The sequence below is a fragment of the Bradyrhizobium sp. B025 genome, from assembly GCF_042257955.1.
GTDB lineage: Bacteria > Pseudomonadota > Alphaproteobacteria > Rhizobiales > Xanthobacteraceae > Bradyrhizobium > Bradyrhizobium diazoefficiens.
The window spans coordinates 3,685,097-3,698,186 of record NZ_CP170150.1 but is presented as its reverse complement, the minus strand read 5'-3'; the positions used below and the strand labels follow the sequence as shown (position 1 = coordinate 3,698,186).

General features: G+C 63.9%; 12 protein-coding genes. 6 read left to right on the top strand and 6 right to left on the bottom strand.

Annotated features, from left to right (window positions below; translation table 11 throughout):
• The 3 genes from ACE10W_RS16870 to ACE10W_RS16860 all read left to right on the top strand — a co-directional run bounded on the left by ACE10W_RS16870 (nucleotide 1) and on the right by ACE10W_RS16860 (nucleotide 1,711).
• Nucleotides 1–393 carry a GFA family protein gene (locus ACE10W_RS16870; protein ID WP_011086688.1) on the top strand — a complete coding sequence of 131 codons (393 nt, stop codon included), beginning with the start codon at nucleotides 1–3 and terminating at the stop codon, nucleotides 391–393.
• A 151-nt stretch (nucleotides 394–544) separates the two neighbouring features.
• On the top strand, nucleotides 545–1,225 hold the full coding sequence (locus ACE10W_RS16865) for a site-2 protease family protein (RefSeq protein ID WP_060911616.1): 681 nt from the start codon (nucleotides 545–547) through the stop codon (nucleotides 1,223–1,225).
• Between the two features lie 63 nt (nucleotides 1,226–1,288).
• On the top strand, nucleotides 1,289–1,711 hold the full coding sequence (locus ACE10W_RS16860; RefSeq protein WP_011086686.1) for a hypothetical protein: 423 nt from the start codon (nucleotides 1,289–1,291) through the stop codon (nucleotides 1,709–1,711).
• Here the strand turns inward: ACE10W_RS16860 and ACE10W_RS16855 are convergent.
• The 6 genes from ACE10W_RS16855 to ACE10W_RS16830 form a co-directional block, all read right to left on the bottom strand.
• Nucleotides 1,699–2,526, bottom strand: coding sequence for an energy transducer TonB (locus ACE10W_RS16855; protein ID WP_011086685.1), 828 nt, complete (start codon nucleotides 2,524–2,526; stop codon nucleotides 1,699–1,701). The two genes, ACE10W_RS16860 and ACE10W_RS16855, sit on opposite strands and share 13 nt — an antisense overlap.
• 8 nt (nucleotides 2,527–2,534) lie before the next feature.
• Nucleotides 2,535–2,999, bottom strand: coding sequence for a TonB system transport protein ExbD (gene exbD, locus ACE10W_RS16850; protein WP_304552762.1), 465 nt, complete (start codon nucleotides 2,997–2,999; stop codon nucleotides 2,535–2,537).
• 3 nt (nucleotides 3,000–3,002) lie between these two features.
• Nucleotides 3,003–3,983, bottom strand: coding sequence for a tonB-system energizer ExbB (gene exbB, locus ACE10W_RS16845; RefSeq protein ID WP_271556554.1), 981 nt, complete (start codon nucleotides 3,981–3,983; stop codon nucleotides 3,003–3,005).
• On the bottom strand, nucleotides 3,980–4,669 hold the full coding sequence (locus tag ACE10W_RS16840; protein WP_161535282.1) for a Fe2+-dependent dioxygenase: 690 nt from the start codon (nucleotides 4,667–4,669) through the stop codon (nucleotides 3,980–3,982). The genes exbB and ACE10W_RS16840 overlap by 4 nt, the downstream gene beginning before the upstream one ends.
• Nucleotides 4,670–4,688: 19 nt before the next feature.
• Nucleotides 4,689–7,220 carry a TonB-dependent siderophore receptor gene (locus tag ACE10W_RS16835; RefSeq protein ID WP_304553780.1) on the bottom strand — a complete coding sequence of 844 codons (2,532 nt, stop codon included), beginning with the start codon at nucleotides 7,218–7,220 and terminating at the stop codon, nucleotides 4,689–4,691.
• A 227-nt stretch (nucleotides 7,221–7,447) separates the two neighbouring features.
• Nucleotides 7,448–7,687: a hypothetical protein gene (locus ACE10W_RS16830; RefSeq protein WP_028170951.1), complete on the bottom strand. Its 240-nt coding sequence runs from the start codon at nucleotides 7,685–7,687 to the stop codon at nucleotides 7,448–7,450.
• 399 nt (nucleotides 7,688–8,086) lie between these two features.
• Between ACE10W_RS16830 and ACE10W_RS16825 the strand changes: the two genes are divergently transcribed.
• The 3 genes from ACE10W_RS16825 to ACE10W_RS16815 all read left to right on the top strand — a co-directional run bounded on the left by ACE10W_RS16825 (nucleotide 8,087) and on the right by ACE10W_RS16815 (nucleotide 13,030).
• Nucleotides 8,087–9,259, top strand: coding sequence for an efflux RND transporter periplasmic adaptor subunit (locus ACE10W_RS16825; protein ID WP_038966871.1), 1,173 nt, complete (start codon nucleotides 8,087–8,089; stop codon nucleotides 9,257–9,259).
• Nucleotides 9,256–12,402, top strand: a complete 3,147-nt coding sequence (locus tag ACE10W_RS16820) for a multidrug efflux RND transporter permease subunit (RefSeq protein WP_011086679.1) — start codon at nucleotides 9,256–9,258, stop codon at nucleotides 12,400–12,402. Before ACE10W_RS16825 ends, ACE10W_RS16820 begins: the two co-directional genes overlap by 4 nt.
• A 64-nt stretch (nucleotides 12,403–12,466) precedes the next feature.
• Nucleotides 12,467–13,030, top strand: coding sequence for an invasion associated locus B family protein (locus ACE10W_RS16815; protein ID WP_038966870.1), 564 nt, complete (start codon nucleotides 12,467–12,469; stop codon nucleotides 13,028–13,030).
• Nucleotides 13,031–13,090: the final 60 nt, after the last annotated feature.

Below are 13,090 nucleotides of genomic sequence, written 5' to 3'. Positions count from 1 at the left end.
ATGATCCGGGAAGGTGGATGCCTGTGCGGCGCGGTGCGGTTCAAGGCGGAGGGCGAGCCGCTCAACGTCCGCATCTGCCATTGCCGCTTGTGCCAGAAGGCGATGGGCTCGCCCTACTTCGCCCGCGCACAATTCGACCAGCGTGCGCTGACCGTCGAGGGCGAGACCGAGCGCTATGCCTCGTCCGAGAACATCGACCGCGTGTTCTGCAAGCGCTGCGGCACACGCCTGTTCGCCTGGCGACGCAACGGCACGCTGGCCGGTGTAGCACTCGCCACCTTCGACGACCGCAACGCCTTCGCGCCGACCGAGCACATCTGGGTGTCGGAAAAGCTCGCCTGGCTGAAGCTCGACGACGGCCTGATACAATATCAGACGACGATTCCTGCATGAATTTGCACGACTGCACGGCGGGGACGGTCCGCCGGTCATTTGCGGCGTGGTATTTCGGAACCGGCCACCCTATCTTGAGCTGAAGCGTTGCTGCACCGCCGGGTTGGCTGGGACGGCTGCAAGGCCGCAGGCAAACCGGGACGGACGAGCCGTGAACATTTCCTTTTATGACCTTTCGGTGTGGGTGCTGCCGCTGGTGCTCGCCATCACCTTCCACGAGGCGGCGCACGCCTTCGTCGCGCATCGGCTCGGCGACAACACGGCCTGGCAGCTCGGCCGCGTCAGCTTCAACCCGCTCCGCCACATCGACCCTTTCGGTACCCTGATCCTGCCGGCAATGCTGCTGTTTGCGCATTCGCCGTTCCTGTTCGGCTACGCCAAGCCGGTGCCGGTGAATTTCCGCAAGCTCAACAACCCCAGGCTCGACATGGTCTGGGTGGCGCTGGCCGGGCCCGCGACCAACATCCTGCTGGCGCTGGCGGCGGCTCTCACTCTCCACGCCCTGCCCTTGGCGCCGGCGGGGTCCGCGCAGTGGATCTTCGACAATCTCAAGAATGCGCTGCTGATTAACGCCGTCCTGGCCGTCTTCAACATGATGCCGATCCCGCCGCTCGACGGCGGGCGCGTCGCGGTCGGGCTGCTGCCGCGGCCGCTCGCCCTGCCGCTGGCCCGGCTGGAGCCGTTCGGTATGCTGATCCTGATCGGCCTGTTGATCCTGCTGCCGCTTGCGGGCTCGCAGTTCGGTCTAAATCTTGATGTTATTTCAGCAATACTGCGAACGTTGACCGGTTATGTGATTCAGGCTGTTCTCTTCCTGACCGGCAACGCGTAGTTGAACTACGACACCCGAACACAAGCCGAAGGGCCAGAGGCCGACTTGGTCAAAGCTGCCGATATGCTGATCGCGCGACGCGCCGACACCCGAGCCCGCGCCGATTTTGCCACCTGGAAGATGATGGCCAAGCTCAACGGGTCGTCCGCGCTGCCGCCGGAAGCCCAGGAGTTCCTCGCGAGCTACAAGAACCTGCTGGCGCAGATGAGCGAGGGCGAGGCTACCGAAGCCACCATCGGCGCGATCTACCGGGCCTATTATGCCGAGATGGGCGGCGCCGGAACCCCGCCCGACGTCCGCACCCGCCCGCCTGAAACGGCGGCGGACAATGTTACCGCTTTCCGCCGTCCGGCACCGAAGCCGAAGAGGTCTGCCGCCTTCGGGGCGACGACACTCGGTGGAACCCAGAAGCGACCGCTTCCGGTGGCGCTGATCTTCGCCTGCCTGGTCGTGGTCTATGTCGGAATCCGGCTCTACTGGCGCTGAGCCGTCTTCTTCTTTTTCTTCTCGTCCGGCGGCTTGAAGATGATGGGGACCGTGCGCTCGATCCGGTCCTCGGTCAGCGCGGCGGGCGGTGTCGGGAAAGGATCGGATTTGTGGACCATGGAGATCGCGGCGGCATCGTAAGCCGCATCTCCGGACGACTCCACGACGTCAACCGAGATCACGTTCCCCCGTCGGTTGAGCGCGAAGCTCACCTTTACCGTCTGGTTATTGGGCTCCTTGCCCTCCGGGTTGACCTTGTGCGCAGATAGGTGCGCGCTGATCTTGCGGTTCCAGTCGGCCGTCAGCTTCAGGATGTCCTTGCCGATGCCGAGAACCGGCGCCATCGCCTTCTCGGCCTCGCGCGTGGCGTCTTCAAAGGTTTGGCGCTCCATGGCGACCGACTTCTGCGATGCCTCCATGGCCGGCGTTTCGACGGCGGCCACCTTCGGATCGTCGTCCTGCTCCTTCTTCGGCTTGTTCTCGGTGACGAGGCGATCGGGATCCTCGGCCTGTTGCGGCCGATCCTGTGGAAGATCCGTCTCCTTGACCTCGGCCTTCTGCTCGGGCAGCGCCGGGCGCTCTTCCTGCTCCTCAGAGTCCGTCGGCCCGGGTGCCCTGTCGGACTCCTGAACCGGCGGCGACGTCATCTCGACCGCGAACTCCGCTCCCGCAGCGCCCAGCCCCTCGTCGCCATCGTCGGCCCGCAGGTTCGCGAGCGCCAGCGCGGCCCCGCCCAAATGGAGCGCGAGCGCCGCAACCGCCGCCAAAATCCAAAGCCGCCGGGCTGGTCTGGGTTCGAGTTCGACGTCGGACATGACGCCCCCTATGGCTGCGCCGCGCCAGCGGCGGCCGATCCCGCCGCCGTGGGCGGGCCTTCGAGCGCAACCAGCTTCACCCGCGTGTAGCCGCCGGAGCGCAGCAGCTCCATGACGCCCATCAACTCGCCATAGGGCACGGAGCGATCGGCACGCAGGAAGACGTACTTGTCCTTGCTCATGTCGGACAGCCCGTCGAGCGTGCCGATCAGCTCGGCGCGGTGGACGGAATCCTCTCCGATGGCGAGCGTCAGATCGCGCTTGATGCTGAGATAGGTCGGCTTGTCCGGCTTCTTCTGCGGCGTCGAGCTCGACGTCGGCAAATCGATCGGCAGATCGACCGTCGAGAGCGGGGCTGCGACCATGAAGATGATCAGCAGCACCAGGATGACGTCGATGAACGGTGTGACGTTGATGTCATGCGTTTCCGAGAAGTCGTCGTCGTCTTCGTTGTCTGCGAGCGAAACGGCCATGGTTCACTCCGCCGCGCGCGAATGCACGCTGCCGTGGCTGCGGTCGAGATCGCGCGAGAGCAGCCGCCCCGCCGCGCCCGAGGCGCGGCTGACGAGCTCGAGATAGCTCTTCGTCACGCGCGAGAAGTGATTGTAGATGATGACCGCAGGGATCGCGGCGACGAGGCCGATCGCGGTGGCGAGCAGCGCCTCGGCGATGCCGGGCGCGACCACGGCGAGGTTCGTGGTCTGCGACTTCGAGATGCCGATGAAGCTGTTCATGATGCCCCAGACCGTGCCGAACAGGCCGACGAAGGGCGACGTGGAGCCGATGGTCGCGAGCACGCCCATGCCGATGCGGATGCGCCGCGCCTCCGCGCGCACGATCTCGGAAAAGCTCGAGGCCGCGCGCTCCTTGATGCCGGCATCGCTGGACAGGCCGGCCGACATCCGCGCCTCGCGTAGCGCTGCCGCTAGGAAGGACGGCAGGATGCCCTCCTTGGTGCCGAGCGCCATCTGCGCTTCCGCGAGCGACCGTGCCTCCGAGATCTTCTTCAGCGCCGAACGAAGCCTGCCGGACGCGACCGACAGCTCGATGGACTTGGCGATGAGGACGGTCCAGGTCATCAGCGATGCGAAGGCGAGCCCGATCATCACCGCCTTCACAATGACGTCCGCCGACATGAACATCACCCAGGGCGACAACTCCTTCATGGCCGGCGCGGTAGCGGACGCGGCGTCGGGCTTCGCAGTCGCCGGAGCGATGGCTGCGGGGGATGCCGTCGGTGCCGCGGGAGCGGTCGCCGTCGAGGCCGCAGGCGCCGGGGCGGCAGGCGCGGTCGTCGATGGTGCCGCTGGGACCGGGCTGACCGGTGCCGGCCGGGCCGTAGACTGTGCCGGGGCCGCAGGCGGGGTCTGTGTCTGGGCAGAAACCGGAGATGCGAGCCAAGCGGCCGCCAGCATCAAGGCTGCGGCACGGCTTGCTTGGAAGGACATGATCTTCATACTTCGGCCCAGTAGCGAATGAGGTTGTGATAGATACCCGTCAATTTGACCGTTTCGGGATCGTCACGCCCGAGCCGTTCCACCAGCGCCTGTATCGCGGTGTCGAGGTCAAAGATCATGCTCCGGGCTTGATCGTCCCGTATCATGCTCTGAAGCCAGAAGAAAGATGCAACCCGCGCTCCCCGGGTCACCGGCGTCACCAGATGCAGGCTGGTCGAGGGATAGAGCACGCAGTCGCCGGCTGGCAACTTGACTTCGTGCGAGCCGTAGGTGTCCTCGATCACAAGTTCGCCACCGTCATACTCGTCCGGCTCGGCGAGGAACAGCGTGACCGACAGGTCTGTGCGGATGCGAAGGCCGGTCAGGCGGTCGCCGCGGATCGCATTGTCGACATGCAGGCCGAAATGGTGACCGCTGCTCGCCGCATAGCGGTTGAACAGCGGCGGGAAGATCTGAAGCGGGATCGCCGCCGCGATGAAGCGCGGGTTCGACGTCAGCGCCGAGATGATGCGGTTGCCGAGCTTGCGCGCGACCTCGCTGTCCGGCGGCAATTGCTCGTTGCGCTTGACCATGGCCGACTGCGAGCCGGCAGTGGAGCGGCCGTCCTCCCATGCGCTGGCGTCCATGATGCGGCGGAAATCCGCCACATCATCCTTGCTGAGAACGTTTTCGATGCATGTCAGCATGAAACTGATTATCGCTCCATCAGTAGCGCGCCGAGAGCACCACATAGGCGGCACGGCCCGGTGCCTCCAGCACGAACGGTGCCGCGCTCTGGTACAACGCGTCGTAGTAGCGCTTGTCGAAGATGTTGTTCACGAACAGCTTGACCTGCCAGTTCTTGTTGATCTTGGCCTCCGCGAACATGTCGAAACGCCAATAGCTCGGAATCGACGTGCCCTGGTTGGCCGCGAGCAAAGTGCCGCCGTAAATCTTCGAACGGTAGACCGCCTGCCCACCCAGTTCCCAGACGTCGGTGAGCTGGTACTTCGTCAGCAAGCTGAAGGACTCATGCGCGATGTTGGCGAGCGGACGCCCGACATTGGTCGGATACAGCGCCTTGTTGGCCGACGGCGCCAGCGACTGCGTCACTTCCGACTGCATCAGCACGAGACCGCCAAACACGCTCCACTTGTCGGTGATCTTGCCGCCGACGCCGAGATCGATGCCGCGGATGCGGTAGGCTGCTCCGGCGGTGATACACGATATATTGCCAGTCGTTCCGGTCGGATAGACGCATCCCAAAGGAGCTGCAGCGGCCGCACTGCCCACGTTCTGCGACTCGCGTGCGTTCTCTTTCGTCGTCTGGAACAACGCTGCGGTCAGAAGCAGATGACGATCGAACAGCTCCCACTTGGTGCCGAGTTCGATGGCCTTGTTCTTCTCGGGCCCGAATATCTGCGTATTGCCGCCAGGAAGGTTCGGGTTGAGGCCGCCATAGGCTGTGCTGGTGCCGTCGAATTCGGCACCAACCGGGTTCGCCGAGGTCGCATACGCCACATAGACACTGCCGTTCGGTGCCGGCTTCAACGTCAGGCCGAGGTTGAAGTTCGGAATTAGAAACTCCGCCGATTGCTGGCCAGGACTGCCGAGCTTCCGCGTGTTGATGCTGTAGTCATCATAGCGGAACCCGCCGTTCAGGATCACCAAGTCACGATAGTTTGCGCTATCCATGACGTAGCCGCTGACGGTGTCGATGCCGATCTTGGTGGGACTTCCGGTGAGGCTCGGAATCCCGAAGGGAAGATTGGTATATTGCGGAGCGAATACGCTGACGTCGGTCTTCGATCCGCTGCCGCTGAAGGGCGTGCCGGTCGTCAGCTCCGAGCTGAGGCCGGTATAACTGTCGATCGACGATCTCTCGCGATCATACTCGACACCGCCGAGCAAGGTGTGCCTGAAGCCTACATCGTCGTTGAACTTGTAAGTTGCCTCGGTCTGGTTGGCGAACACGTCCGTGACCTGGAATCGGCTCTGCGGATTTGCACTCAGCGTCGAGGCCGAGAGCGGATCGACAAGCTTCGGCGCTTCAGGAAGCGTACCGATGTAATTCTGCGTCGAGCGGGACGCGCGGATCTTGTTGCTGATCATCAGATCGGGCGTGATCTGCACTTCCGCGTTGATCGTGCCGATGTCCTGGCCGGTCCGGAAGAAGTCACGGTTGACGAAGCCGTACCAGTTATTGCGATTGGCGCCGAAGTCCGGAAACGGACCGCCGGCAGTCGACGTCGTGCTGGGCCGATAATATGGCACGCCAAAATCCGGGCGGCCGGTCAGCTCGGTGTGAATGTAGTTGCCGGTGACCTTGACCGTATCGGTCGGCGTCCAGGTCGTTGCGACGAAGGCGCCGTTTCGATTGTCGGTGACGTAGTCGCGGCCGGCGACATTGGCATCCTGGAACAGGCCGCCGACGCGGACGGCGAGCGTCGGGTCGATCACCTGATTGACGTCGAGTGTGACACGCTTGGTCTGGTCGGTGCCAAACGTGGTGTCCATGTTGTAGAAGCTCTTTGCCGTCGTCGCCTGCTTGGTGACGATGTTGATCGCACCACCGGCGACACCGCGGCCGGAGAAGGTCGAGCCGGGACCGCGCAGGATCTCGACCTGCTCGGTGAAGAAGTTCTCGCGCACACTGACGCCGGAATCGCGCACGCCATCGATGAAGATGTCGTTGCGCGCGTCGAAGCCGCGGATGAAGAAGCGGTCACCGAATGCATTGCCGCCCTCGCCCGACCCGAGCGTCACGCCAGCCGTGCTGAGAATCGCCTGCTTCAGCGTCGTGGCGTTCTTGTCCTCAAGCACTTCCTTGCTGAGAACCGTGATCGACTTAGGCGTATCGACCAATTTCTCCGGAAACTTGCCCCCGGCCTGCACGTGATCGACCTTGTAGGGCGCGGCCGGATCGGCATAGGGATCCGCGTCGGCGGGTCCGGAGGGCGTCGCCGGAGCAGCCTGCTGGGCCTGCTGGCGCTGCGCGGCGCGGCGAAGCGCGTTGCGGGCGCGGACCTGATCCGGCGTGGGCTTCGAGGCCGTCGGGCGCGGACGCTGGACCGGAGCATCGACCGTCACCGGCGGCAGGTTCGACTGCTGCGCCTCTGCGCCGCTCGACACCGACGCCGCCGCGATCAGGCTTGCGACTGCCGAGACCTTCTTGCCGGAAATGCCCGCGGACTTTTCATACGCCAGATCGAATGCTGCGACCGAACGCAACGACTTCGGTGCGACCACCTGCCCCATTACAACACGCCCCATCTTCATGTCCGCTCATTCACTTCGATGAGCGATTGGGCTGTTGGTATCGACGGCAAAATAGTGGGTCAATGCGGGCAAGCCGCGAGAACGCTTGAATAAGTCCAGATCAAAACGATTCTAATCTACAGTTTCAAACGGTTCTAAAGTGAGATTGGAGTCGTTCTAAAACGAGCGCGAAAAAAGCCGCGAAATCAACGATCGCGTGCGCAGCGTCAATCGCTGCTCGGCGGCTTCATCAGCGAGAACAATTCGTCGACAGTCTTCTGCGCGACGGCACGCACACGATCGGTGTTGTCCATGCCGGCGATGTTGACTCCCTTCACCACCGCCTTGATCTCGTCGCGGAAGTCGGTGAGGAAGCGCAAGGGGTCGCGCTGCTCGTTGGCGACGCGGGCGATCAATCCCGTGATCAGAATCTGGCACGCGATCAGCTTGCCGTTCAATTCGTCCATCCTGCGCTCCCGTTGTGGCGCGCCGATATGAACGATGCCGATTTTCCTGACAACCGAAACACCGCCCGCGCGATTTAGAACCGTTCTCGGAACGCGCACATCCCGACGCTCCTGCCCGGGTGTTGCGCCAGCCTCGTTCCCAACTCGCCGCGGCCACCCACACCGGCTACGGGCATTGCCTCATTTTTGCACGCTGATCGCTCGCGGCGGGAAAATGCAGCACTGCACACCGGCGCGCCAGCGAGTTGCCTAAGCCGTGCAAAGCTTTCCAATTGTTTAGGATTCCCGATCGATAGTGCTGTTTACACTGGAACTTGGCGTGTATTATACAAGCGCCTTGGAACCCAATGATTGCCCCACAATTCGTAAATGAGGGCACAAGAGCCGACACGAGCCGATATGAAAAAAACACGGCCGATCCTCTGGATTCTGATCATCGCGGCCGTGGCCTCCGCGGGTTACTATGGTTGGCAGAAATTCGGCTCGCCGAATGCCGGAAAAACCCAGACGGCACAAAAAGGTCCGCCCCGCGCCCCCGCCGTTCCCGTGAGCGTTGCGCCGGTCCAGAAGGTCGATTTCCCGGTCTACCTGACCGGTCTCGGCACGGTTCAGGGTTTCAACACCGTCCAGGTCCGGCCCCGGGTTGACGGCCAGATCGACAGGATCGCCTTTACCGAAGGCCAGATCGTCAAAGAGGGCGAGCTTCTGGTCTCGATCGATCCCCGTCCCTATCAAGCCGCGCTCGACCAGGCCAAGGCCAAGAAGGCGCAGGACGAGGCAAATCTGGCGAACGCCAATCTCGAGCTCCAGCGCGCCATGAAGCTCGGCGAATTCGCCACCGCGCAGCGGGTCGACACCCAGCGCTCCACTGTCGCCCAGCTCACCGCCCAGATCGCCGCCGACGACGCCGCGATCTCCAATGCCCAGACCCAGCTCGACTACACCCAGATCAAGGCGCCGATCACCGGCGTCGCCGGCCTGCGCCAGGTCGACGTCGGCAACATCGTCAACGCCTCGACGCAGACGGGTATCGTCACGATCTCGCAGGTCGAGCCGATCTCGGTGATCTTCACCGCGCCTGAAGATCAGCTCGCCTATATCAGCGAGGGCCAGAAGGCCGGGGCACTCAAGGTGATCGCGTTCACCACCGACGGCAAGAAGACACTGGCCGAGGGCAAGCTCGCCGTCATCAACAACCAGGTCGACACGACCAGCGGGACGATCCGGCTCAAGGCGGTGTTCGACAACAAGGACCACACGCTGTGGCCGGGACAGTCGGTCTCGACGCGGCTTCTGGTGCGGACGCTGAAGGACGCGACGGTGGTCCCGGATGATGCGGTCCAGCATTCGACCAACGGCCTTTACGCCTATACCGTCAATCAGGACAACAAGGCCGAAGTGCACAAGGTCAAGGTCAGCTACGCGATCGACGGACGTTCGGTCGTCGACGAAGGCCTCGCGCCGGGGCAGCAGGTGATCACCGGTGGCCAGTTCAAGGTGCAGCCCGGAAGCCTCGTCTCGACGGCGGTGGCGAGTTCGGATCCGGCCCAGAACAAGGTTCGACAGGAATGAACGCGGGCGGGATTTCGGCACCTTTCATCCGTTATCCCATCGGCACCTCGCTGCTGATGGCGGGCATTCTCTTTGTCGGTCTCGTCGCCTATCCCCTGCTCCCGGTCGCGCCGCTGCCGCAGGTGGACTTTCCGACCATCCAGATCACCGCCAACCTGCCGGGCGGCAGCCCCGAAACCATGGCCTCGTCGGTGGCGCAGCCGCTGGAGCGCCAGTTCGCCCAGATCCCCGGCATCGCCCAGATGACCTCGACGAGCTATCTGGGCACCGCGTCGATCACCATCCAGTTCGACCTTAACCGCAGCATCGACGGCGCGGCCAATGACGTGCAGGGCGCCATCAACGCCGCCAGTGGCCAACTGCCGAAGAATCTTCCCTCGCCGCCGACCTATCGCAAGGTCAACCCGGCCGACGCGCCGATCCTGCTGCTGTCGGCGACCTCGGAGACGCTGCCTCTGACCAGCGTCAGTGACGCAGTCGACGCCCAGCTCGCCCAACAGATCAGCCAGCTTTCCGGCGTCGCGCAGGTGTTCATCGGCGGCCAGCAGAAGCCGTCCATCCGCATTCAGGTCGATCCGGCGAAACTCGTCGCCAAGGGCCTATCGATGGAGGACGTGCGCAGCCAGATCGCGATCACCACGGTCGACAGCCCCAAGGGCAATATCGACGGCGACAAGCGCGCCTACACGATCTACGCCAACGATCAGCTCACCCAGTCCAAGGACTGGAACGACGTCATCATCGCCTATCGCAACGGCGGTCCGTTGCGGATCCGCGACATCGGCCAGGCGGTCAGCGGCGCCGAAGATGCCAAGCAGGCGGCCTGGGCCAACGGCAAGCGCGGCGTGTTCCTGGTGATATTCAAGCAGCCAGGCGCCAACGTCATCGAGACCGTCGACAAGATCAAGGCGACCTTGCCCCGCCTCGTGGCGGCGATTCCGCCCGCGATCAAGATCGAGCTCATCAGCGACCGCACCACGACCATCCGCGCCGCAGTCGAGGACGTGCAGTTCACACTGCTGCTGACCATCGCCCTCGTGGTCATGGTCATCTTCATCTTCCTGCGCAGCTTCTGGGCGACCGTCATTCCCACCATCACGGTTCCACTGGCGCTATTGGGCGCGTGCGCCCTGATGTGGGTCGTCGGCTATTCACTCGACAATCTGTCGCTGATGGCACTCACGATCGCAGTCGGATTTGTTGTCGACGACGCCATCGTGATGCTCGAGAACATCACCCGCTACATCGAGGAAGGCGAATCGCCGATGGCGGCCGCCTTCAAGGGTTCGAAGGAAATCGGCTTCACGATCGTCTCGATCAGCATCTCGCTGGTCGCGGTGCTGATCCCGCTGCTGCTGATGGGCGGCATCATCGGCCGTCTGTTCCGCGAGTTCGCCGTCGTGCTGGCGATGACCATCTTCGTCTCGATGTTCGTGTCGCTGACGCTGACGCCGATGATGGCCTCGCGCTTCCTGCGCGCCCATGGCGAGGTGACCCACGGCAAGTTCTACCAATGGAGCGAGCGCGCCTTTGACGGGATGCTGCGGGGCTACGAATACATCCTCGATCATGCCCTGGCCTGGCGCCGTACCACGCTCACGATCTTCTTCGCCACGCTTGGCCTGTCGATCTACCTGTTCGTCCTGATCCCGAAGGGCTTCTTCCCGCAGCAGGATGTCGGCCTCATCACGGCGACCTCCGAAGCCTCGCAGGACATCTCGTTCAAGGAGATGGTGAGACGCCAGGAGCAACTGGGCAAGATCATCCTGGCCGATCCCGACGTTGCCAGCGTTGCCATGTCGATCGGCGGCAGCGGCCGCGCCGGCAACAACGGCAACCTGTTCATCACGCTGAAACCTCGCAACCAGCGCGAGGCATCGGCCCAGCAGATCATCGCGCGACTGCGTCCGCAGTTCGACAAGGTCGAAGGCGCCCGCCTCTACATGCAGGCGGCCCAGGACGTCCGGCTCGGCGGCCGGCCGACGCGCACGCAGTTCGAGTTCACCCTGCAGGATGCCGATCTCGGCGAGCTCAACGACTGGGCACCGAAGATCCTCGCCAAGATGCAGACGCTGCCGGAGCTGCGCGACGTCGCGACCGACCAGCAGACGCAGGGCACCACGGTCCAGCTCAAGATCAACCGCGACACCGCCTCACGCTACGGCATCCAGCCGCAGCTGATCGACGACACGCTGTACGACGCCTTCGGACAGCGCCAGGTCACGCAGTATTTCACCCAGCTCAACACCTACAAGGTGATCCTCGAGATTCTGCCGGAGATGCAGGGCAGTCTCGAGAGCCTGAACAAGCTCTATCTGAAATCGCCTTTGACCGGCGACCAGGTGCCGCTGTCGACCTTCGCGACCTGGACCACCGATCCGGTCCGCCCGCTCTCGATCAGCCACCAGGGCCAGTTCCCGGCGATCACCATCAGCTTCAACCTCGCCCAGGGCGTCGCGCTCGGCCAGGCCACCGAAGCCGTGCAGAAAGCGATGGCCGATCTCGGCGCGCCGCCGACGCTGAACTCGAGCTTCCAAGGCACTGCGCAGGCGTTCCAGCAGTCGCTCGGCACCGTGCCGCTGCTGATCCTCGCCGCGCTCGTCGTGGTCTATCTGATCCTCGGCATCCTCTACGAGAGCTACATCCATCCGATCACGATCCTGTCGACCCTGCCCTCGGCCGGCGTCGGTGCGCTCCTGATCCTGATGGCGTCCGGTTTCGACTTCAGCCTCATTGCATTGATCGGAATCATCCTCCTGATCGGCATCGTGAAGAAGAACGGCATCATGATGGTCGACTTCGCCATCGCCGCCGAACGCGACGAGCACAAGACGCCGGCGGAATCGATCCGCCAGGCTGCGCTGCTGCGCTTCCGCCCGATCATGATGACGACGATGGCGGCACTGCTCGGCGGCGTGCCGCTGATGCTCGGCCACGGCACCGGCGCCGAGATCCGCCAGCCGCTCGGCTACGCCATGGTCGGCGGGCTGATCGTCAGCCAGGCGCTGACGCTGTTCACCACCCCGGTGGTCTATCTCTATCTCGACGAGCTCAACAATTGGTTCTCGGGCTGGGGCCGTTCGGATGACGGCGAAGGCCACGAGGCACCCGCGCGCGGCACCGTCAAGCAGGCCGCCGAGTAAGCTTGCGCCGCCGCTCCCGCGACGCTACAGCGAGGCTTCCGGTTCACGCCAACGCAGTCTCGCCATGCCCATGCAATCCAGACTTGTCGCCCTTGCCGCCGGCCTCCTGTTGTCGACCGGTGCCGCGTATGCCCAGCAGAGCGCCAAGAAGAACGCGGCTCCTGCCCCGGCCGCACAGCCCGCGCCGGCGCCGACACAGCCGCAGGCTGACGGCGCGCAGCAGGCCGGCTGGGTCGTGCGCTGCACCAGCGTCAGCCGCGATGCGCCGCTCGAATGCGCGATGGAGCAGAACGCGGTGCTGACCAAGACCGGCCAGACCATCGTCCTGATCAACATCCGCATCGCGCCCGACACCCGCACGCCGGTGGCACTGCTGCAACTGCCGCTCGGCCTCAACCTTCCGATCGGCGCCAAGCTCCAGGTCGACGAGGGCAAGACGGTCGACCTCCAGATCCAGACCTGCGAGAACCGCGGCTGCTACGCCTCGACGCCGATCGCGGCGGACCTGCTCGCAGCCTTGCGGTCGGGCAAGCAGCTGAAGGTCTCCTTCCAGAACATGGCCAAGGAGACGATCGCGATCCCGATGCCGCTGGGCGATTTCGCGGCCGCCTACGACAAGATCAAGTAACGGTCTACTTTCTCGCTGCCCACCGCGAGAGCTTTCCTGCGGCCATCCATGAAGGCCGAG